The sequence below is a fragment of the Pseudorhodoferax soli genome, from assembly GCF_003337555.1.
Classification (GTDB): Bacteria; Pseudomonadota; Gammaproteobacteria; order Burkholderiales; family Burkholderiaceae_C; genus Pseudorhodoferax; species Pseudorhodoferax soli.
In genome coordinates, this window is the sequence record NZ_QPJK01000010.1 from 65393 (window position 1) to 84630 (window position 19238).

Genomic DNA, 19238 nt, shown 5'->3' on the forward strand with positions numbered 1-19238 from the left:
GGCGCTCAGTCCGGGATGACGGCGGTGGCGTCGATCTCCACCAGCCATTCGGGGCGCGCCAGGGCCGAGACCACGATGCCGGTGGACACCGGGAACACGCCCTTGAGCCAGCGGCCGACCACGAGGTAGACGGCCTCGCGGTAGCGCGGATCGATGAGGTAGATGGTGATCTTGCAGATGTCCTGCAGCTCGCCGCCGGCCTCCTTGAGCAGCATGGCGATGTTGGCCATGGCCTGCTCGGCCTGCCCGGCCACATCGCCGATGCACACGCTCTCCGAGGTGTCCAGGTTCTGGCCGATCTGCCCGCGCAGGAACACCGTGCTGCCCCGCGCCACGACGGCCTGGCACAGGTCGTTGTCCAGCTTCTGTTCCGGGTAGGTGAGCTTGGTGTTGAAGGGGCGGATGCGGGTGTGCTTCATGGTCGGCTGCGCTCTGGTGGCGAAGGACGCCGGTGGCGTCGGGAACGGCATGGTCATGCCTGCCCGCCATCGGCGCCATTTGTTTTTTCCGGGCGACCGTTTAGGAATTTCCGAGCGGCATCCCGCGCCGGCCCCTCGGAAAATTTGAGGCACCTCTACGTAAAAGGCGACTTGGCCGCACGGGCCGGCGTTCCCATGATCCGGTCCGTGATGCGGGGTGCCGCCACCGGCGCCCGGGCATGTTCGATACCGGCAGATGTTCAACTTTCTCGATCGAGGTCAATCAATGATTCGCAAGCTTCTGACACTGTGCGCGCTCTCGGCCACGCTGGGCGGCACCACGGCCTGGGCACAGGACAACGCGCTCGTGGTGAGCACCTGGGGCGGCAGCTTCCGTGACCTCATCGACGAGAACATCGGCAAGGAGTTCACCAAGCAGACCGGCGTGCCCGTGAAGTACGTGACGGGCGGCACCATCGACCGCCTGAACAAGGCCAAGCTGGCCACCAAGCCCGAGAGCGACATCACCTTCACGACCTCGCACGTGGGCTGGCTCTATGTGAGCGGCAACCTGTTCGAGCAGCTCGACACGGCCAAGATCCCGAACTACACGCACCTGGTCGACCGCGCCAAGATCAGCCCGTTCCACATCGGCAGCTGGGCCTACGTCTACTCCATCGGCTACCGCCCGGACTTGGTGCCCGCGAGCATCAAGCTGGAAAGCTGGAACGACCTGTGGAACCCGGCCCTCAAGGGCAAGATCAGCGCGCCCGACTTCGACCCCAGCCACATCATCGCGGTGTCGGCCATGCTGTCGGGCGGCGATGCCGCGAGCTGGGAGAAGGGCCAGGACAAGCTCAAGGCGCTCAAGCCCAACTTCAAGGCGTTCTACACCAACGATGCCAACGCCCAGCAACTGATCGCCACCGGAGAGACGCCCGTCGAGGTGATCCTGTCGATGAACGCGTACCACATGGCCAGCCAGGGCGTGCCGATCAAGGTGGTGATGCCCAAGGAAGGCGCCGTGCTGGGCGTGGACACCATGGCCATCATGAAGGGCACGACCCGGGCCGACCTGGCCTACAAGTTCCTGAACATCGCGCTGTCGGCCGACGTGCAGTCGAAGATCGTCGCGTCGAAGAAGGCCAGCCCGGTCGTCGGCAATGCCAAGGTGTCGGCCGAGGACGCCAAGCTGCCCGGCGTCTTCACGACCAAGGAACAGTGGGACACGCAGGCCATCGTGATCGACAACAAGCTGCGCGCCGAGAAGACCGCCGAATGGCGCAAGTGGTTCACTGAAAACATCATGAACTGATCCCGCCACGGGACCGTGCGGCGGGGAGACGGGCGCGGGCGCAAGGCCGGGCCGTCTCCCGCGCCAATGGAGCTTCTGGAATCTTGAGAAGGGCAGGAATGCGTTCCGATCTACGGGCCTGGCTGGTGTCTCCGGCCGTCATTGTTGCGGCGGGCATTGCGGTGTCGCTGTTCGCCGTGCTGCAGTTCAGCTTCCGCGCCTTCGTGCCGGGCTCGCTGGACGTGGGCGGCTTCACGCTGGAGAACTTCAGCGGGCTGACCAAGTCGATCTACCTCAGCGCGTTCGCCAACACCTTGCTGCTGAGCGTGGAGACGACGGTGTTCTCGCTGCTGGTGGCCTACCCGCTGGCCTATGCGCTGGTGCGCGTGCGCCACCGCGCGCTCAAGTCCTTCATCCTGGTGGTGTCCATCACGCCGCTGTTCCTGGGCGAGATCGTGCGCACCTACTCCTGGATCGCGGTGCTGGGCAGCAACGGCTTCATCAACGGCCTGCTGCGCCGGCTCGGCGTGATCGAGTGGCCGCTGGAACTCATGTTCACGCACCTGGGCGTGCTGGTGGCGCTGGTGCACGTGACCATCCCGGTGGTGGTGCTGATGCTGGCCACGGCCATCTCGCACATCGACCGCGACTACGAGAAGGCCGCGCAAAGCCTGGGCGCCGGCCCGGTCAAGACCTTCGTCACCGTGACGCTGCCGCTGTCCATGCCCGGCATCCTGGCCAGCATCACCACCGCGTTCGCCTGGACCTTCAGCGCCTTCGCCACGCCCCAGATGATCGGCGGTGGCCGCGTGCCCACCGTGTCCACGCTGGTCTACCAGCTGGGTTTCTCGTCCATGAATTTCCCGCTGGCCGCCAGCCTGAGCGTGGTCGGCCTGCTGCTGACCGCGGCCGCGCGGCTGGCGCTGGCCCAGCTGACCAGGCGCCTGAAGGCCATCGGCGGGCACTGACACCATGAAGATCCAGAGCGCCCTGCCCTTGCCGCTGCGCATCGCCGGCCCCGTGCTGATCGCCATCCTGCTGGCCTTCGTGCTGCTGCCGGTGGTGGTGGTCACCATCGCGGCCTTCAACGAGAAGGCCATCCTCACGTTTCCGCCCGAGTCGTACTCGCTCAAGTGGTTCGCGCGGGTGTTCAGCTACCCGGATTTCCAGCACGGCTTCCGCGCCAGCCTGGTCATCACCGGCTGGTCGTCGTCGCTGGCTCTGGTGATCGGCACCTGCCTGTCGATTGCCGTGAAGCGGCTGGAGTTCAAGGGCAAGCAGACCCTGCTGGCCATCCTGCATTCGCCGCTGGTGGTGCCGCACTTCACACTGGGGCTGGGGCTGTTGATCCTGGTGTCGCAGGCCTCGGTGCAGCGCGGCTACGGCATCGCCATCCTGTGCCATGTGATGCTGGTGCTGCCCTTCGTGATGCGCAGCGTGTACGTGTCGATGGAGAACCTGGACGAGCGCCTGGAGCAGGCCGCGGCCAGCCTGGGCGCCTCGCCACGCAAGGTGCTGCTGACCGTGACGGTGCCGCTGCTGGCGCCCGGGCTGTTCGGCGGCTGGCTGTTCGCGGCCATCATGTCGTTCAGCGAGTTCACGGCCTCGCTGTTCGTTACCACGCAGGACACGCAGACGCTGCCAGTCGCCATGTACAACTACGTGCGCGAGTTCGCCGACCCGACGCTGGCCGCGCTCTCGGTGGTCTACATCGCGGTGACGGCCAGCGTGCTGGCCTTCGCCAACTACTTCCTGGGGCTGGGCAAGATCCTCAACATCGAGGGCGAGCACTGAGCCGCGAACACGGAGCCGCCCACGCTGCCGGCGCCGTCCATGCGCACCCGTCCAACCCATCCCACAGCCCCCGACCTTCCGCAACCCATGCACCCCGACGCCCTTCCCCCACCGGTCTTTCGCTACGACGGCTCAGGCCACCTCTGCAAGCTCGGCCTGATCTACATCGCCTCCAGCATCGTGATGGATGCCGAGTGGTCGGCGATGGCCGCGCCCGGCGTCTCCGTGCACACCACGCGCATCAAGCTGCCCAAGGTGACGGTGGAAGGCATCGAGGAGATGATGAATTCCCCCGAGCTGGCCCAGGCCGCCCGGCTGGTGGGCTCCGCACCGATCGACCTGATGTGCTTTGGCGGCACCAGCGCGTCGTTCCTGCATGGCACGGCCTACGACCACGCGCTCATCGCGAAGATGCAGCAGTGGGTGCCGGGCGTGCGCGTCAACACCGCCTCCACCGCGACGCTGGCGGCGCTCAAAGAGGTGCGGGCAGGCAAGGTGGCCCTGGCTTCGCCCTACGTGGATGCCGTGCATGCCAAGGCGATCCGCTTCCTGGAAGAGAACGGCCACCAGGTCGTGCAGCACGCCAACCTGCGCATCGACGAAGACCGCGCGCTGGCGGAGGTGCCGCTCGAGAAGGTCTACGACCTGGTCCGCTCGGTGGACCACCCCGAGGCCAGCGCGATCTTCATCAGCTGCACCAACTTCCGCTCGGTCGGCGCCATCGAGGCACTCGAGCAGGCGTTGGGCAAGCCGGTCATCTCGGCCGTGCAGGCCTCATTCTGGCACTGCCTGGAGACCTTGCAGGTTGCCGGCGCGCGCCCCGGCTATGGCCAGCTGTTCGCCAAGCGCCTGGCCCGGGCAGCTGACAGCACCGGCCGGTGAAGCCTGCACCCTTCGTTTTCCAACCCTACCGGAGTTCCGCCATGCCCTTTCTTCGCCGCACCATCGTCTGCGCCGCGTGCGTCCTGACCAGCATGGGCGCCATCGCCCAGAACGCACTGGACGACATCGTGAAGGCCGGGGTGATCCGCGTCGGGGTGCCGACCGACTACCCGCCCTATGGTTTCGTGGGCATCGACATGAAGCCCCAGGGCCTGGACGTGGACATGGCCAACCACGTCGCCGCCAAGCTGGGTGTGCGTGCGGAGCTGGTGCCGGTGACCAGCACCAACCGCGTGCCCTACCTGCAGACCCGCAAGGTCGACATCGTCGTGTCCACGCTGGCGCGCAATGCAGAGCGTGAGAAGGTCGTGGACTTCACCACAGCGGCGTACTCGCCATTCATCAGCGGCATCTACGCGCCCAAGTCCGTCACGATCAAGAGTTTTGCCGATCTCGACGGCAAGTCGGTGGGCGTGACGCGCGGCACGATCGAAGACCAGGAACTGACCAAGGTGGCGCCCAAGGGCACCAACCTGATGCGCTTCGAAGACCACGCGGCGACCATCGCGGCACTGGGTTCCGGCCAGGTGCCGGCCGTGGGCAGCAGCCAGCCCGCGGTGTCCAGGCTGATGCAGACGCAGCCGCAGCTCGGTCTCGAATACAAGCTCATGCTGAGCCAGAGCCCGAACTTCATCGGGATCCCGAAGGGCGAGGACAAGCTGCGGGTGAAGATCAACGACATCGTGACCGAGGCGCGCAAGTCCGGCGAAGCGGACCGCCTCTCCAACAAGTGGCTCGGCCGCCCGACGGGAGACATTCCGCTCTGAACGGGGCCGCTCAGTCCACCGCCAGGGTGAGCCAGCGCTCCGCACCGGCCTGCACCAGCTGCCACGCGGCCTGCGCGATGGCCTCGGGCTGGCGCGCCTCGTCGCCCCACAGACCCAGGTAGGCGTGCCCCGCGGGCACGAAGGCGCGCAGCGCCTCGGCCTGCGCGCGCTCGCCGTCGGTGATGCACAGCACGGGGCCGGGCGCGCTGGCGATCCAGCGCTCCAGCGGGCTGTCCACGCGCGGGCGCAGGCCGCGCCGCCATTGCGTCTCGCAGTCCACGCTGGCGTCCAGCAGCGCAGCCCCGTCGGCGAGGTGGCGCAGTTCCACGGCGAGGCCATGCTCGCGCGCGAAGGTCTGGGCGGCCGACTGCGCCGCGGCCAGCACCCCGCTTGCGCAGACCCACTGCATGGCAGGCGCGCGCCGCATGGCTTCAACCGTTGCGGAAGATGTAGCTGTAGGCGCTGAGGGCCGGCACGCCGCCCAGGTGGGCGTACAGCACGCGCGAGCCGGATGGGAACTCGCGCTGGCGCACCATCTCGATCATGCCGTGCATGGACTTGCCCTCGTACACAGGGTCGGTGAGCATGCCTTCCTGGCGCGCGCACAGGCGGATGGCCTCCAGCGTGCCCTCGCTGGGCAGGCCGTACTCGGGGCCACCGAAGCGGGTGTCGAGCACGATGTCCTTGTCGGTGATGTCGCGGCCCAGCTCGACGAGGTTGGCCGTGTTCTTGGCGATGCGCAGCACCTGGTCGAAGGTCTGCTGCGGCTTGGCCGAGGCGTCGATGCCGATCACGCGGTCGGCCCGGCCGTCGGCCGCGAAGCCCACCACCATGCCGGCCTGCGTGCTGCCCGTGACCGAGCAGACGACGATGTAGTCGAACTTGAAGCCGAGCTCGGCTTCCTGCTGGCGCACCTCTTCGGCGAAGCCGACGAAGCCCAGGCCGCCCTTGGGATGCTCGGAGCAGCCGGCCGGGATCGGGAAGGGCTTGCCGCCAGCACGGCGCACGCCGTCCATCGCCTCTTCCCAGCTCTTGCGGATGCCGATGTCGAAGCCCGAGGCGTCCAGCCGCACGTCGGCGCCCATGATGCGCGAGAGCTCGATGTTGCCGACGCGGTCGTACACGGCGTCGGCGTAGTTGACCCAGTTCTCCTGCACCAGCACGCACTTCATGCCCAGGTGCGCGGCCACGGCGGCGACCTGACGCGTCTGGTTGGACTGGATGCCGCCGATGGACACCAGCGTGTCGTAGCCGCCCTCGATGGCTTCGGGGATCAGGTACTCGAGCTTGCGCGTCTTGTTGCCGCCGAAGGCCAGGCCGCTGTTGCAGTCCTCGCGCTTGGCGTAGAGCTGCACCTCGCCGCCCAGGTGGGCGCTCAGGCGCTTGAGCGGCTGGATGGGCGTGGGGCCGAAGGTCAGCGAATGGCGGGCAAACTTTTGCAGGTTCATGCGGGCTCCTGGTGGGCGGGGTGGTCGATGGCCCAAAGCATAGGAGGCATGCCACGCAATAGGGTTGCAAAATCAGCGGCGGGTAGGTGGCTCTAACCTCGATTGCGCGTAACAATTCAATGCCTTCGTGCGTGTATCCGTCTCTGCACGCAAGAAAATTCCATTTCAAGAGTGTCAGCTCTTGGCGGTCCTGCTTTTGCCGGCCGGCCGGCTGGCGCCGCGTGGCGCGGCCAGCTGCGCGATCAGAAATCCCGGAACACGCGCACGAGTTCGGGGTGCGAACGCTCGGGCCGCATCTGCACCTCGATGTCACGCCCGCTGAACGTGCGGTCGCGGATGGGCACGGCGCTGAGGCCCTCTTCGGCCAGCAGGCCGTGCACCGAGATCTCGCTGGCCAGCGTGACGGCATCGCGCAGCCGGACGAAGCGCAGCAGCGCGCCGACGTAGTTGCTCGTGAACACCGTGTCCACCGACACGCGCTGCTTGATGCAGGCGATGTCGAACAGCTGGCGCAGCGTGGTGTCGGTGCCCGGCAGCGCCATCGGGTGGCCCTGCAGCTGCGCCAGCGTGACCTGCTTGAGCTGGGCCAGCGGGTGGCTGCTGCGCATCACGGCCATGCCGGGGGCGGGCTGGCGGTGCGCGACCTTCACGTCGGTGTAGCCCACGCGGCTGTAGCTGAAGACGACGCCGATGTCGCAGGCCGCCTGGCGCACGCGCTGCGTGACCTCGGCCGGCGCCGCCACGCCCAGGTGCACGGTGACGCCGCGGTGCCGGGCCAGGAACGCGTCGATCAGCGTGGGCAGGAACTGCAGCGCGAAGCCCTCCGAACTCGCGATGCGCACATGGCCGCTGCCCAGGCCCTGCAGCGCCTGCATGCTGGCGGCGATGCGCTCGGCGTCGGCGCCGGACTTGCGCGCGTGCTCGGCCAGCAGCTCACCGGCCGGGCTCAGCGTCATGCCGCGCGGGCGGCGCTCGAACAAGGCCAGGCCCAACGCTTCTTCGAGCCCCGCGATCTGCCGGCTCACGGCCGAACCGGCCACGTTGACGCGCAGGGCAGCCTCGCTGATCGAGCCGCAGCGCACCACCTCGAGGAAGTAGCGCAGGGCGGTGCTCTGGAGCCGGTGGGACGTGGCCATGGCGAGGGTCCGGGAACGTGTCGGTTTGCCATTCTGGCAAACCGTACATCTGAATTTTCTGCTTCTCGCAAACCGGCGCGGTGCCTACCATGCGCTCGTCCCAGCCTCCCGCCCCACCAGCCGACACCGCAAGGAGACACCCGAATGCGCAGAGAACAAGCCATCGCCGCCGCGGCGGCCTACTTCGACGAGGGTCACTTCTTCGACACGCTGGCGCGCCGCGTGGCGCAGCGCACCGAGAGCCAGAACCCCGCCGGTGCGCCGGTGCTGCGCGCCTACCTGGCCGAAGACATCACGCCCGAACTGCAGGCCATGGGCTTTGCCTGCCGCATCCTCGACAACCCGGTGGCCGGTGGCGGCCCCTTCCTGATCGCCGAGCGCACCGAGCCCGGCGCCAGCTTCGGCGTGCTGAGCTACGGCCATGCCGACGTGGTGCGCGGCCAGGACGCGCAGTGGCGCGCAGGCCTGGCGCCCTGGCGCGTGACGGTCGAAGGCGACCGCTGGTATGGCCGCGGCAGCGCCGACAACAAGGGCCAGCACACGATCAACCTGGCGGCTCTGGCGCTGGTGCTGCAGGCGCGCGGTGGCCGGCTGGGTTACGACCTGAAGCTGGTGATCGAGACGGGCGAGGAGATCGGTTCGCCCGGCCTGCGCGCCTTCTGCGCGCTGCACCGCGAGGCGCTGGCCGCCGACCTGTTCATCGCTTCGGACGGGCCGCGCGTGGCCGCGGCGCGGCCCACGCTGTTCCTCGGTTCACGCGGCTTCTTCAACTTCCGCCTGCGGGTGCGGCTGCGGCCGGGCGGCCACCATTCCGGCAACTGGGGTGGCCTGTTGCGCAACGCCGGTACCCGGCTGGCCCATGCGCTGGCCAGCCTGGTCGATGCCAAAGGCCGCGTGCTGGTGCGCAGCCTGCTGCCCGACCAGCTGCCGGCCAATGTGCGGCAGGCGCTGGCCACCATCGAGGTCGGTGGCGGGCCGGCGGACCCGGCCATCGATTCCGATTGGGGCGAGCCGGGCTTGACGCCAACCGAGCGCGTCTACGGCTGGAACACCCTCGAGGTGCTGGCCTTCAAGACCGGCAACCCCGACGCGCCCGTAGGCGCCATCCCGGGTGAGGCCTTCGCGCTGTGCCAGATCCGCTTCGTGGTGGGCACCGACAGCGCGCACTTCATCGAGCACCTGCGCGCGCATCTGGACCAGCTGGGCTTCGACGATGTGGCCGTCGAACCCGATGGCGAGGCCATGGCCGCCACCCGGCTCGACCCGGACGACCCCTGGGCGCACTGGGCGCTGGACTCCATGCGGCGCAGCAGCGGCAAGGCGCCGGCGCTGTTGCCCAACTTCGGCGGTTCGCTGCCGAACGACGTGTTCGCCGAACTGCTGGGCCTGCCCACGCTGTGGGTGCCGCACTCCTACCCGGCCTGCAGCCAGCATGCGCCCGACGAGCACCTGCTGGGCAGCGTGGCGCGCGAGGGGCTGCAGATCATGGCCGGCCTGTTCTGGGACCTGGCCGAGCAGGGCCCGGCCATCGCGCAACGGCGGCGCACGGCCGCGGGCGTGGCGCCATGAAGGCCGAGCGCCCGCGCAGCCGCAGCGCAGCCGAGGCCGACACCTTGCCGGCCGGGCTCGACCGCATCGACCGCGCCATCCTGCGTGCATTGCAGCGGGACGCCTCGGTCTCCAACGTGGCGCTGGCGGCCAAGGTCAACCTCAGCGCACCGGCCTGCCTGCGCCGCGTGGAACGGCTCAAGGCCGAGGGCTTCATCAAGGGCATCGTGGCCCTGCTGGACCCGCGGCCGCTGAACGCCGGCATGCTGGTCATCATCGGCGTGGTGCTGGACCGCTCCACGCCCGAGTCGTTCACCGACTTCGAGAAGGCCGTGCAGAAGGTCTCGGGCTGCCTGGAATGCCATGTGGTGACGGGCGAGTTCGACTACATGATGATGCTGCGCACCAAGGACAACGACAGCTTCAACCGCCTGCACGCCGAGCAGCTGCTGTACCTGCCGGGCGTGCGCCAGGTGCGCTCGTTCATGGTGCTCAAGCAGGTGCTGTCGACCACGCAGCTGCCGATCTGAAGGGCCGCGCCATGCACTGCAAGGCCCAGCCCCCGCCGCCGCCCTAGCCGCGCGCCCACCTGGGCCGCCCCCTCCCCTGCGCACCTGTTCGCCAGCCATGTGTGGCCGGCGCTGGATGCCTGCGCGCTGCGCATTCGTCACCGCCTTTTCACCCCCGCCCCCAAGGAGAAAGCATGAAGAACCCCGTTGCAAGCATCGCCGGCATCGCCCTGGCCACGGCCTTCGCAGCCCCCGCGCCCGTCTGGGCCCAGGCCTGGCCGGCCAGGCCGATCCAACTCGTGATCCCGTTCCCGCCCGGCGGGGCCGTGGATGTGGTGGGCCGGCTCGTGGCCAAGAGTCTGGGCGAGCGGCTCGGCCAGCCTGTGGTGGCGGACAACCGGGCCGGCGCGGGCACGGTGGTGGGGGCCGTGGTGGCGGCCAACGCCGCGCCCGACGGCTACACGCTGTTGATCAGCTCGGGTTCGACCTTCACGATCAACCCGGCGCTGAACCCGAAACTGCCCTACGACGCCATCAAGAGCTTCGAGCCCCTGGGCATGACCGCGCGCGTGCCGCTGATCCTGCTGGCCCACCCCTCGGTGCCGGCCAAGGACTTCGGCCAGCTGCTGGCCGCCGTGCGCGCCGCACCCGACACGTTCGTCTACGGCAGCTTCGGCAACGGCACGACCGGCCACTTCGCCGGCGAGATGCTGTGGGAGCGCGCCGGCGTCAAGCTCACGCACATTCCTTACAAGGGCAGCGCACCGGCCATGACCGACCTGATCGGCGGCCAGATCCCCCTGAGCGTGGACACCGTGGCCGCGGCGCTGCCGCAGCTCAAGGCCGGCAAGGTCAAGGCGATCGCGGTGCTCGGCGCGAGCCGCGCGCCGCAACTGCCCCAGGTGCCGACCATCGCGGAGAGCGGCTATGCCGGCTTCGCAGCGGACTCGTGGCTGGCCGTGGTGGCGCCGCGCGGGTTGCCAGCCGAGGTCCGCAGCGCGCTGCACAAGGCGATCGCGGAGACCGCGGCCGCGGCCGACCTGCACAAGGGCCTTCTGACCAACGGCCTGCAGCCGGCCTACGAGCCGGGCGAGGCGGTGGCGGCGCGCATCGAGGAGGAACTGCCGCGCATGCGCGCGACGGTGCAGCGGGCGGGCATGCAGAACTGAACCGGCGGCATGGCCGGCACACGAAAGACTCGCGGGTGATGTGGTGGAGAGGAGGAGGATCGAACTCCCGACCTCCGCATTGCGAACGCGGCGCTCTCCCAGCTGAGCTACCCCCCCACGGCGGCCGGATTCTAGTACCGCCGCGCAGCAGCGTGCAGGCATGGTGTCCAATCCCACCATGGATGCCCAAGACCCCCTTTCGCGCCGCCTCGAAGCGCTGGAAATCAAGGCCTGCGAAGCCGAGGACCTGCTGGACGAGTTGAACCTGACCGTGTACCGCCAGCAGCAGCAGATCGATGCGCTGGCACGCCAGCTCGAAGCGCTGCGGCTGCAACAGCCCGACCCGACCGCCGCAGGCGCCCGCAACCTGCGCGACGAGTTGCCGCCGCACTACTGATCGCGCGCATGGGCTGCGGTCAGGCACTCCTGGAACAGCAGTGCCGCCCGCGAGGGCTGGGGTGAACGCCGCAGCAGGCTCACGAATTGGCAGGCGTAGGAAAAGCGCTCGGGCGCCACGGCCTGCATCAGCCCCTTGTCGACGAAACCGGCCGCGTAGTGGTCGGGCAGAAAGCCCAGGAAACAACCCGACAGCACCAGCGTGGCGATGGCCTCCTGGTCGTAGCCGCTGGCCCGGCGCACCAGCCGCTCCTGGTGGCTCAGCTCCATGTTGGGCGAGTGGTAGCCGAGACCTGCGAATGGGTACTGGCGCAGCTTCGCCCAGCCCAGGCCGGCGTGCGAGCCGCCGAACAGCGGATGCTGGCGGCCGCAGTACAGCAGCATGGTCTCGCCGAAGAGTTCGGTGTAGCGCAGGCTGCGTGAAGCCCGGTGCGCAGGGATGATGCCCAGCGCGAAGCGGCCGTCGATCACGCCGCGCTCGATCTCGTTGATGGAGGCCACGTGCAGGCTGGGCTGCACCTCGGGCGCCTGGGCGCGGAACAGCGCGATGGCCTCGGCGATGCGGGCCTGCGGGTTGGTGGCGGTCTTGTCGAACACGGCCAGCTCGAGCGCGCCGCCCATGCGGCCGTGGATGTCGTCGATGCCGCTGCGGAAGACGTCGACCGAGGCCAGCAGCCGCTGTGTTTCGTCGTAGACGCGCTGGCCCTCCTCGGTCAGCGCGAAGCCGGCCCGGCCACGCCGGCACAGCACCAGGCCCAGCCGCGTCTCCAGGTCCTTGATGTGGCGGCTGATGGTCGAGGTGCCGATGTTGAGTTCCAGCTCCGCCGCGGTCATGCCGCCGCACTGCACGACGCTGCGAAAGACCTTGAGCAGGCGCAGGTCCATGTCGTCGAGCTGGCCCAGCACGGCACGGTTCTTTACTTGCATGGATCGACAACTGAAGTTTGATACATCAACATTGTCCAAGAGATGGCGGTGTCCAACAATGCGCGCTTTTCCACCATTCCCGGAGCCGCCATGACCGTGCTGTCCGCCCCGCAGACCCAAGCCACCCAACGCGACGCCGCCTGGCTGGACGCGCACTGGATGCCGTTCACCGGCAACCGCAACTTCAAGGCCGACCCGCGCATGATCGTCGGCGCCAAGGGCGCCTATTTCACGGATGGCGATGGCCGCAAGATCTTCGACGGCCTGTCGGGGCTGTGGTGCACCGGCCTGGGCCACGGCCGCGCCGAGATCAGCGAGGCCGTGGCCCGCCAGATCGCCACGCTGGACTACGCGCCAGCCTTCCAGTTCGGCCACCCCGGCTCGTTCGCACTGGCCAACAAGATCAAGGAACTGACGCCCGCGGGCCTGGACTATGTGTTCTTCACCGGCTCGGGTTCGGAGGCGGCAGACACCTCGCTCAAGATGGCACGGGCGTACTGGCGCACCAAGGGCCAGGCCGGCAAGACGCGCCTGATCGGCCGCGAGAAGGGCTACCACGGCGTGAACTTCGGCGGCATCTCGGTGGGCGGCATGGTGGGCAACCGCAAGGCCTTCGGCCAGACCATCGAGGCCGACCACCTGCCGCACACCCAATTGGCCGCCAACGCCTTCACGCGCGGCATGCCGGAGAACGGCGCCGAGCTGGCCGACCGGCTGCTGGACATGATCGCGCTGCACGACGCCTCGACCATCGCGGCGGTGATCGTCGAGCCGTTCTCGGGCTCGGCCGGTGTGGTGATCCCGCCCAAGGGCTACCTGCAGCGCCTGCGCGACATCTGCACGGCCAACAACATCCTGCTGATCTTCGACGAGGTCATCACCGGTTTCGGCCGCTGCGGCGCGATGACGGGTGCCGAGGCCTTCGGCGTCACGCCGGACATCATGAACATCGCCAAGCAGGTGACCAACGGCACGCAGCCGCTGGGCGCCGTGGTCGCCAGCCGTGAGATCTACGACACCTTCATGGCGGCCGGCGGACCCGAGTACATGGTGGAGTTCCCGCACGGCTACACCTACTCGGCGCACCCGGTGGCCTGCGCGGCCGGCCTGGCCGCGCTGGACCTGCTGCAGGCCGAGGACGGCGTGGGCCGCGTGAAGGCGCTGGCGCCGCACTTCGAGCAGGCCGTGCACAGCCTGAAGGGCGCCAAGCACGTGACCGACATCCGCAACTTCGGCCTGGCCGCTGGCATCACCATCGCGCCGGTGCCGGGCGAGCCGGCCAAGCGGCCCTACGAGATCGCCATGGCGTGCTGGAAGAAGGGCTTCTACGTGCGCTACGGCGGCGACACCATCCAGCTGGCGCCGCCCTTCATCAGCGAGAAGGCAGAGATCGACCGGCTGGTGAACGCGCTGTCGGACGCGCTGGGCGAAACCGCCTGAGCGGCGCGCTGCAGCAGCCAAGGGCCTTCGGGCCCTTTTTTGTTGCTCAGCCGCGCTCGAAGTGGAACAGCGCGGTAGATGCGCGCGCGTTCGGGAACGCGCGGATTTCCAGCCCGGCCTGCAGGCCGAACGCGTCCAGGATCTTCAGGCCGTTCTTGCGCGCCAGCGCCTCGAAGTCCTTGAAGGTGCCGACGCGGATGTTGGGCGTGTCGTACCACTGGTAGGGCAGGCGGCGCGTGACCGGCATGCGCCCGCGCAGCACCGACAGCCGGTTCGGCCAGTGCGCGAAGTTGGGGAAGGCCACGATGCCGCGGCGGCCCACGCGTGCGGTCTCGCGCAGCATGGTCTCGGCATTGCGCAGGTGCTGCAGCGTGTCGATCTGCAGCACCACGTCGAAGCTGGCGTCGTCGAACATCGCCAGGCCCTCTTCCAGGTTGAGCTGGATCACGTCGACACCGCGCTGCACGCAGGCCAGCACGTTGGCGTCGGCGATCTCGATGCCGTAGCCGGTACAGCCGCGCGTGGCCTGCAGGTGGGCCAGCAGCGCGCCGTCGCCACAGCCCAGGTCGAGCACGCGTGCTCCCTGCGGCACGAGCCGTGCGATCGTCTCCATGGTGGACTGGTCGCTCATGCCGCGGCTCCTTCGCTCGCGATGCGGGCGAAGTAGGCGCGCACCACATTCAGGTAGCGCGCATCGTCGAGCAGGAAGGCGTCGTGCCCGTGCGGAGCGTCGATCTCCGCGTAGCTGACGGCCCGCTTGTTGTCGAGCAGGGCCTGCACGATCTCGCGGCTGCGCGCCGGGGCGAAGCGCCAGTCGGTCGTGAAGCTGACCAGCAGGAATTTGGCCTGCGTCTGCGCCAGGGCCTGCTGCAGGTTGCCGCCATGGGCGCGCGCCGGGTCGAAGTAGTCGAGCGCGCGCGTGATCAGCAGGTAAGTGTTGGCGTCGAAGTACTCGCTGAACTTGTCGCCCTGGTAGCGCAGGTAGCTCTCGATCTGGAACTCGACGTCCTGCGTGCTGTATTTCAGGTCGATGCCTTCGCGCAGTTGGCGCCCGAACTTCTCGTTCATCACGTCGTCGCTGAGGTAGGTGATGTGGCCGATCATGCGGGCGATGCGCAGGCCGCGCTTGGGCACCACGCCCTGCGCGTAGAAGTGGCCGCCGTGGAAATCGGGGTCGGTCACGATGGCGCGGCGTGCCACCTCGTTGAAGGCGATGTTCTCGGCGTTGAGGTTGGGCGCGCTGGCCACCACCACGGCGTGGCGCACGCGCTCGGGGTAGCGCAGGCTCCAGCACAGGGCCTGCATGCCACCCAGGCTGCCGCCCATCACGGCGGCCAGCTGGCGGATACCCAAGGCGTCCAGCAGGCGGGCCTGGGCATCGACCCAATCCTCGACCGTCACGACCGGGAAGTCGGCACCGTAGACGCGGCCGGTGTCCGGGTTGATGTGCATGGGGCCGGTGGAGCCGAAGCACGAGCCCAGGTTGTTCACGCCAATCACGAAAAAGCGATCGGTGTCCACCGGCTTGCCGGGGCCGATCATGTTGTCCCACCAGCCCTCTGACTTCGGCTGGTCTTCGTAGACGCCGGCCACATGGTGCGAGGCGTTGAGCGCGTGGCAGATCAGCACGGCGTTGCTCTTGTCGGCGTTGAGCGTGCCGTAGGTCTCGTAGCTGAGTGCGTAGTCGCGGATGGCCGCGCCGCTCTGCAGCGGCAGCGGCTGGCTGAACGGCATGGACTGGGGATGCGCGATGAGTGGCATGGACGCAAAAACAAAAAACCCGGCTCGCTAACAACGAAGCCGGGTTGGGGGGCGTCCGTGTTTAGCAGTACTTCGGAACTCGGTGGTTCCGGCGCCCGCAATCTGGAACAAATCGGCGCAGGGTGGGCAGTATAGCTATGCGCTCACCAGCGCCGCGATGCCCAGCACGGTGAAGATCGCCGCCGAGACGAGGTGCACGGCACGCACCGGCACGCGTTTGGTGAGCTTCTCACCGAGCCACACCGCTGGCGCATTGGCCAGCATCATGCCCAGCGTGGTGCCGGAGACGACCCAGGCCAAGGCGGCTTCGTAGCGCGCGGCCAGCATCACGGTCGCGATCTGCGTTTTGTCGCCGATCTCGGCCAGGAAGAACAGAACCAGCGTGGTGCCGAACACGCCCAAGCGGGGCGCCTTGTCGCCCGCGTCGTCGTCGATCTTGTCGGGGATCAGCATCCAGACCGCCATGGCCAGGAAGGAGACGCCCAACACGATGCGCAGCGTCGACGGGCTGACCACGGTCTGGATCCAGGCGCCAACGGCACCGGCTGCGGCGTGGTTTGCCAGCGTGGCGACCAGGATGCCGGCGACGATGGGCCAGGGTTTGCGAAAACGGGCGGCCAGCAGCAGAGCCAGCAACTGCGTCTTGTCGCCCATTTCGGCGAGCGCGACGATTCCGGTGGAGACGAGAAAGGCTTCCAAGAAACAAACTCCGGCCGGGATGCGACATACCAATGACTGCAGACAGCCTTTCCCGGCACGAGAAGCTGCGCAGTCAAAGGTCTCGCTTGAACCCCGGCCAGGCCTTGCCCGTTGCAGGCTGCCGCCGGTGGTCCGTTTGCGCCATGTCGGCAGCATCCGAAGACACCACACGAACAAGTCTGTTGACGCAAACCCCTCTCGCACGAAGCGAAGGTTGGCTACTCCCCCAAGACGGGCGCGATTGTAGCCCGGGGGAACCCGCACTCTCGTTGCAGTATTCGCGTTTATCCCTACGTCGACTTGCTCGCAAATCGGACGGGTCCTCGCATAATAAAAAGTTCCTGCGCATTTTGCGGCGCACGAGCTTGCGGTGTTCGGTCGGTTCGGTTTGCGGGCGGCTCCCCCATCGCTTCTATTTCGAGAACTGATTTCCAAGGAGTCCTGCGTGGGCAACAGACTGTATGTGGGCAACCTGCCCTATTCTTTTCGCGACGACGACATGCACCAGGCGTTCAGCGCCTACGGCAGCATCGCCAGCGCCAAAGTGATGATGGAGCGCGACACCGGCCGCTCCAAGGGCTTCGGCTTTGTCGAGATGTCCAGCGACGCCGAGGCCCAGGCCGCGATCGAAGGCCTGCATGGCCAGAGCGTGGGTGGCCGGGCGCTGGTGGTCAACGAGGCCCGCCCGATGGAGCCGCGGCCGCCACGCACCGGCGGTTTTGGCGGCGAGCGCAGCCGCTACTGAGACGGTTTCGGGGTTCTCACCACGGATTGGCACTTTCCACGTTGAAAATTTTCACGTGATTTGTGTTTCTTTCCGAGCTGAACGCATATGATGGTAGAGCCTGGGCCTCGCGTCCATGCGGCTTGCGGTGTCGGCCAGTTCCGCGTCCTTGAGTTCTGCAGATTGCGTTTTCGGGACTCCATCGCTTTTTCTTTGTGTTTTTGAGGAGTCCCTTCAATGGGCAACAAACTGTACGTCGGCAACCTGCCGTATTCGGTTCGCGACAGCGATCTGGAGCAATCCTTCAGCCAATTCGGCACCGTGACCAGCGCCAAGGTCATGATGGAACGCGACACCGGCCGTTCCAAGGGTTTTGGCTTTGTCGAGATGGGTTCTGACGCAGAAGCGCAGGCAGCCATCAACGGCATGAATGGCCAATCGCTGGGCGGCCGCAGCTGCGTCGTCAACGAGGCGCGCCCGATGGAAGCCCGTCCCCCCCGTACCGGTGGCTACGGTGGTGGCGGCGGCGGCGGTTACGGCGGCGGCGGTGGTGGCGGCTACGGCGGCGGTGGTGGTGGCGGCGGTTACGGCGGCGGCGGCGGTGGTCGCAGCGGCGGTGGCGGCGGCTACGGTGGTGGTGGCGGCGGTGGCCGCGGTGGCGACAGCTACGGTGGCGGCGGCGGTGGTCGCAGCGGCGGCGGCGGTGGCGGTGGCGACGGCGGTTTCCGCAGTCCCTACGGCTCCGGTCCGCGCGGCGGCGGCGGTGGCCGCGGTGGCAACAACAGCTACTGATCGCTCACCAGCGCATCTTGAAAAAGGCTCCTTCGGGAGCCTTTTTGCCGTCCAGCGTCTGCCCGTTCAGCTGTCCGCGTTCTGGCGCGGCTTGCGGGCACGGCCGACCAACAGCCGGTCGAACCAGGCGTTCGGCAGGGCGCGCATGAGCTTGGCGACGACGCCCATCTGCCAAGGGATCACGCGGTAGCTAGCGCCGGCAGCGACGGCCGCGTGCGCCTTGTCGGCAAAGCGCTCGGCCGTCATCAGGAAGGGCATGCCGTAGCGGTTGCGGCGCGTCAGCGGCGTGTCGATGTAGCCGGGCGTGATCGTCACGACCTTCACGCCGAACGGGCGCAGTTCCCCGCGCAGGCTTTCGCAGTAGGAAATGACGCCGGCCTTGCTCGCGCAGTAGCCGCCATGGCCGGGCAGGCCACGGATGCCGGCGACGCTGGCGATGCCCACCAGGGTGCCGCTGCGGCGCGCACGCATGGGCAGGATGAAGGGATGGAAGGTGGCCGCCATGCCCAGGTTGTTGACAGCCAGGATGCGCGCGAAGACCGCCAGGTCGTCGCGCTCTGCCGTGTCCACGCCGATGCTGATGCCGGCGTTGGCAATCACCACATCGGGCAGGCCCTGGCGCTCCAGGCACTGCTGGGCAGCGGCGATGATGCTGTCGGGTTCGGCGACGTCGGCCCCGTAGACCACGACCCGCGCCGGATCCAGGCCTTGCTCGGCGCGCCAGCGTTCGATCTCGTCGGTGCGGCGCGCCACCAGCGCCAGCGCGTAGCCGGCCTGGTGGTAGCGCAGTGCCAATGCCTGCCCGATGCCGCTGGACGCGCCGGTGATGAAGGCCAGCGGTGCTGCGGTCATGGTGTCAGGGCGTGCGGCCCGTCACGGTGCCGCGCACGCGGCCGTCGAGCTGCAGGAGGCGGTCCAGGTTGTCGTAGTCCAGGCTGTTGGCGGTGAAGCGGTCGCCGCTGCGCAGCAGTTCCACCGGCAAATGCGAGCGCACGCGTTCCACGTTGGTGTAGGCGTGCAGGAACTCGCTGCGCAACTCCAGGCGCGGCAGCATGCGGCCGTCGGCGCCCTTGACGGGCTCGCGCACCACCACGGCATCGCCGAACAATTGCACCTCCGAGCCATCGGCATTGGACAAGGCCCGCTTGGCCGTGGACACCGTCACATGGCCTTGCTCGTTGAGCGAGCGGATGTGGGCCTTGTCGATTTCCAGCGTGTCGGTGTCCGGGTAATGCCAGGCCTGCTCACCGCGGATGTCGCTGCGCAGCCGGCCATTGGCATCGAAGGTCTTGACCGAGAAATTGCGCATGAAGTAGTCGGGCTCGTGGTTCACGGGGCGCACCGTGGCCGGCTGTGCCAGCGTGGGCGCATTGCGCACAAGCCAGTAGGTGCCCAGTGCCAGCAGAACCATGAGCACCAGCGGCAGGTAGATCGACAGACGCTCCCAGGCATCGCGCAGCAGGGCAAACATCT

General features: G+C 68.1%; 22 protein-coding genes and 1 tRNA gene. 12 read left to right on the plus strand and 11 right to left on the minus strand.

What is annotated here, in order from left to right:
* Positions 1-5: 5 nt before the first annotated feature.
* Complete coding sequence (locus tag DES41_RS29595) at positions 6-419, minus strand: RidA family protein (RefSeq protein ID WP_056665074.1); 414 nt, start codon at positions 417-419, stop codon at positions 6-8.
* 286 nt (positions 420-705) lie between these two features.
* Here DES41_RS29595 and DES41_RS29600 point away from each other — a divergent pair, with 286 nt between their 5' ends.
* The 5 genes from DES41_RS29600 (at position 706) to DES41_RS29620 (ending at position 5216) form a co-directional block, all read left to right on the plus strand.
* Positions 706-1734, plus strand: a complete 1029-nt coding sequence (locus DES41_RS29600) for an ABC transporter substrate-binding protein (RefSeq protein ID WP_114471223.1) — start codon at positions 706-708, stop codon at positions 1732-1734.
* Positions 1735-1832: 98 nt separating this feature from the next.
* The gene (locus tag DES41_RS29605; RefSeq protein WP_114471224.1) at positions 1833-2681 is read left to right on the plus strand and encodes an ABC transporter permease; all 849 of its coding nucleotides are present in this window, start codon (positions 1833-1835) and stop codon (positions 2679-2681) included.
* A gap of 4 nt (positions 2682-2685) precedes the next feature.
* Positions 2686-3507: an ABC transporter permease gene (locus DES41_RS29610; RefSeq protein ID WP_114471225.1), complete on the plus strand. Its 822-nt coding sequence runs from the start codon at positions 2686-2688 to the stop codon at positions 3505-3507.
* Positions 3508-3594: 87 nt separating this feature from the next.
* Positions 3595-4389 (plus strand): maleate cis-trans isomerase family protein, encoded by a 795-nt coding sequence (locus tag DES41_RS29615; RefSeq protein ID WP_114471226.1) that lies wholly within the window; start codon positions 3595-3597, stop codon positions 4387-4389.
* 41 nt (positions 4390-4430) lie between these two features.
* The gene (locus DES41_RS29620; protein WP_114471227.1) at positions 4431-5216 is read left to right on the plus strand and encodes a transporter substrate-binding domain-containing protein; all 786 of its coding nucleotides are present in this window, start codon (positions 4431-4433) and stop codon (positions 5214-5216) included.
* Between the two features lie 10 nt (positions 5217-5226).
* On the opposite strand, the gene DES41_RS29625 is transcribed toward DES41_RS29620, so the two are convergent.
* The 3 genes from DES41_RS29625 to DES41_RS29635 all read right to left on the minus strand — a co-directional run bounded on the left by DES41_RS29625 (position 5227) and on the right by DES41_RS29635 (position 7800).
* Entirely contained in the window at positions 5227-5643 is a 417-nt protein-coding gene (locus DES41_RS29625) for a hypothetical protein (RefSeq protein ID WP_114471228.1), read from the minus strand.
* A gap of 4 nt (positions 5644-5647) precedes the next feature.
* A complete protein-coding gene (locus DES41_RS29630; protein ID WP_114471229.1) occupies positions 5648-6664 on the minus strand; it encodes a 1-aminocyclopropane-1-carboxylate deaminase in 1017 nt (338 codons plus the stop codon).
* A 242-nt stretch (positions 6665-6906) separates the two neighbouring features.
* Positions 6907-7800 carry a LysR family transcriptional regulator gene (locus DES41_RS29635; RefSeq protein WP_114471230.1) on the minus strand — a complete coding sequence of 298 codons (894 nt, stop codon included), beginning with the start codon at positions 7798-7800 and terminating at the stop codon, positions 6907-6909.
* A 144-nt stretch (positions 7801-7944) separates the two neighbouring features.
* Between DES41_RS29635 and DES41_RS29640 the strand changes: the two genes are divergently transcribed.
* The 3 genes from DES41_RS29640 to DES41_RS29650 all read left to right on the plus strand — a co-directional run bounded on the left by DES41_RS29640 (position 7945) and on the right by DES41_RS29650 (position 11026).
* Complete coding sequence (locus DES41_RS29640; RefSeq protein WP_114471231.1) at positions 7945-9369, plus strand: M20 family metallopeptidase; 1425 nt, start codon at positions 7945-7947, stop codon at positions 9367-9369.
* Positions 9366-9878, plus strand: coding sequence for an Lrp/AsnC family transcriptional regulator (locus DES41_RS29645; protein WP_114471232.1), 513 nt, complete (start codon positions 9366-9368; stop codon positions 9876-9878). Before DES41_RS29640 ends, DES41_RS29645 begins: the two co-directional genes overlap by 4 nt.
* Before the next feature lie 173 nt (positions 9879-10051).
* Positions 10052-11026 (plus strand): Bug family tripartite tricarboxylate transporter substrate binding protein, encoded by a 975-nt coding sequence (locus DES41_RS29650; protein ID WP_114471233.1) that lies wholly within the window; start codon positions 10052-10054, stop codon positions 11024-11026.
* Positions 11027-11067: 41 nt separating this feature from the next.
* Here DES41_RS29650 and DES41_RS29655 read toward each other — a convergent pair.
* Positions 11068-11143 (minus strand) — tRNA-Ala (locus DES41_RS29655).
* A 61-nt stretch (positions 11144-11204) separates the two neighbouring features.
* Here DES41_RS29655 and DES41_RS29660 point away from each other — a divergent pair.
* Positions 11205-11423 carry a SlyX family protein gene (locus tag DES41_RS29660; protein WP_114471406.1) on the plus strand — a complete coding sequence of 73 codons (219 nt, stop codon included), beginning with the start codon at positions 11205-11207 and terminating at the stop codon, positions 11421-11423.
* Here the strand turns inward: DES41_RS29660 and DES41_RS29665 are convergent.
* Positions 11417-12349: a LysR family transcriptional regulator gene (locus DES41_RS29665; protein WP_114471234.1), complete on the minus strand. Its 933-nt coding sequence runs from the start codon at positions 12347-12349 to the stop codon at positions 11417-11419. The genes DES41_RS29660 and DES41_RS29665 overlap by 7 nt on opposite strands.
* A gap of 90 nt (positions 12350-12439) precedes the next feature.
* Here DES41_RS29665 and aptA point away from each other — a divergent pair, with 90 nt between their 5' ends.
* Positions 12440-13789, plus strand: a complete 1350-nt coding sequence (aptA, locus tag DES41_RS29670; RefSeq protein ID WP_114471407.1) for an omega-aminotransferase AptA — start codon at positions 12440-12442, stop codon at positions 13787-13789.
* A 46-nt stretch (positions 13790-13835) separates the two neighbouring features.
* Here aptA and metW read toward each other — a convergent pair whose 3' ends face one another.
* From metW to DES41_RS29685, 3 genes are all read right to left on the minus strand, one after another.
* On the minus strand, positions 13836-14420 hold the full coding sequence (gene metW / locus DES41_RS29675; RefSeq protein ID WP_114471235.1) for a methionine biosynthesis protein MetW: 585 nt from the start codon (positions 14418-14420) through the stop codon (positions 13836-13838).
* Complete coding sequence (gene metX / locus DES41_RS29680) at positions 14417-15550, minus strand: homoserine O-succinyltransferase MetX (protein WP_114471236.1); 1134 nt, start codon at positions 15548-15550, stop codon at positions 14417-14419. Before metX ends, metW begins: the two co-directional genes overlap by 4 nt.
* Before the next feature lie 135 nt (positions 15551-15685).
* Positions 15686-16249, minus strand: a complete 564-nt coding sequence (locus tag DES41_RS29685; protein WP_114471237.1) for a TMEM165/GDT1 family protein — start codon at positions 16247-16249, stop codon at positions 15686-15688.
* A gap of 445 nt (positions 16250-16694) precedes the next feature.
* On the opposite strand from DES41_RS29685, the gene DES41_RS29690 reads away from it, so the two are divergent.
* Together DES41_RS29690 and DES41_RS29695 are read left to right on the plus strand one after the other, a co-directional pair.
* Complete coding sequence (locus DES41_RS29690; RefSeq protein ID WP_114471238.1) at positions 16695-16994, plus strand: RNA recognition motif domain-containing protein; 300 nt, start codon at positions 16695-16697, stop codon at positions 16992-16994.
* A gap of 216 nt (positions 16995-17210) precedes the next feature.
* The gene (locus DES41_RS29695; RefSeq protein ID WP_114471239.1) at positions 17211-17765 is read left to right on the plus strand and encodes an RNA recognition motif domain-containing protein; all 555 of its coding nucleotides are present in this window, start codon (positions 17211-17213) and stop codon (positions 17763-17765) included.
* Between the two features lie 66 nt (positions 17766-17831).
* Here the strand turns inward: DES41_RS29695 and DES41_RS29700 are convergent, their stop codons facing one another.
* Both DES41_RS29700 and lptC read right to left on the minus strand, forming a co-directional pair.
* Positions 17832-18617: an SDR family oxidoreductase gene (locus DES41_RS29700; RefSeq protein ID WP_114471240.1), complete on the minus strand. Its 786-nt coding sequence runs from the start codon at positions 18615-18617 to the stop codon at positions 17832-17834.
* Between the two features lie 4 nt (positions 18618-18621).
* Positions 18622-19236, minus strand: a complete 615-nt coding sequence (gene lptC / locus DES41_RS29705; protein WP_114471241.1) for an LPS export ABC transporter periplasmic protein LptC — start codon at positions 19234-19236, stop codon at positions 18622-18624.
* Positions 19237-19238: the final 2 nt, after the last annotated feature.

Bases quoted from the DNA above. Each gene is read 5' to 3' on its own strand.
- DES41_RS29595 (WP_056665074.1), bottom strand. From the start codon at position 419: ATGAAGCACACCCGCATCCGCCCCTTCAACACCAAGCTCACCTACCCG.
- DES41_RS29600 (WP_114471223.1), top strand. From the start codon at position 706: ATGATTCGCAAGCTTCTGACACTGTGCGCGCTCTCGGCCACGCTGGGC.
- DES41_RS29605 (WP_114471224.1), top strand. From the start codon at position 1,833: ATGCGTTCCGATCTACGGGCCTGGCTGGTGTCTCCGGCCGTCATTGTT.
- DES41_RS29610 (WP_114471225.1), top strand. From the start codon at position 2,686: ATGAAGATCCAGAGCGCCCTGCCCTTGCCGCTGCGCATCGCCGGCCCC.
- DES41_RS29615 (WP_114471226.1), top strand. From the start codon at position 3,595: ATGCACCCCGACGCCCTTCCCCCACCGGTCTTTCGCTACGACGGCTCA.
- DES41_RS29620 (WP_114471227.1), top strand. From the start codon at position 4,431: ATGCCCTTTCTTCGCCGCACCATCGTCTGCGCCGCGTGCGTCCTGACC.
- DES41_RS29625 (WP_114471228.1), bottom strand. From the start codon at position 5,643: ATGCGGCGCGCGCCTGCCATGCAGTGGGTCTGCGCAAGCGGGGTGCTG.
- DES41_RS29630 (WP_114471229.1), bottom strand. From the start codon at position 6,664: ATGAACCTGCAAAAGTTTGCCCGCCATTCGCTGACCTTCGGCCCCACG.
- DES41_RS29635 (WP_114471230.1), bottom strand. From the start codon at position 7,800: ATGGCCACGTCCCACCGGCTCCAGAGCACCGCCCTGCGCTACTTCCTC.
- DES41_RS29640 (WP_114471231.1), top strand. From the start codon at position 7,945: ATGCGCAGAGAACAAGCCATCGCCGCCGCGGCGGCCTACTTCGACGAG.
- DES41_RS29645 (WP_114471232.1), top strand. From the start codon at position 9,366: ATGAAGGCCGAGCGCCCGCGCAGCCGCAGCGCAGCCGAGGCCGACACC.
- DES41_RS29650 (WP_114471233.1), top strand. From the start codon at position 10,052: ATGAAGAACCCCGTTGCAAGCATCGCCGGCATCGCCCTGGCCACGGCC.
- DES41_RS29660 (WP_114471406.1), top strand. From the start codon at position 11,205: ATGGATGCCCAAGACCCCCTTTCGCGCCGCCTCGAAGCGCTGGAAATC.
- DES41_RS29665 (WP_114471234.1), bottom strand. From the start codon at position 12,349: ATGCAAGTAAAGAACCGTGCCGTGCTGGGCCAGCTCGACGACATGGAC.
- aptA (WP_114471407.1), top strand. From the start codon at position 12,440: ATGACCGTGCTGTCCGCCCCGCAGACCCAAGCCACCCAACGCGACGCC.
- metW (WP_114471235.1), bottom strand. From the start codon at position 14,420: ATGAGCGACCAGTCCACCATGGAGACGATCGCACGGCTCGTGCCGCAG.
- metX (WP_114471236.1), bottom strand. From the start codon at position 15,550: ATGCCACTCATCGCGCATCCCCAGTCCATGCCGTTCAGCCAGCCGCTG.
- DES41_RS29695 (WP_114471239.1), top strand. From the start codon at position 17,211: ATGGGCAACAAACTGTACGTCGGCAACCTGCCGTATTCGGTTCGCGAC.
- DES41_RS29700 (WP_114471240.1), bottom strand. From the start codon at position 18,617: ATGACCGCAGCACCGCTGGCCTTCATCACCGGCGCGTCCAGCGGCATC.
- lptC (WP_114471241.1), bottom strand. From the start codon at position 19,236: ATGTTTGCCCTGCTGCGCGATGCCTGGGAGCGTCTGTCGATCTACCTG.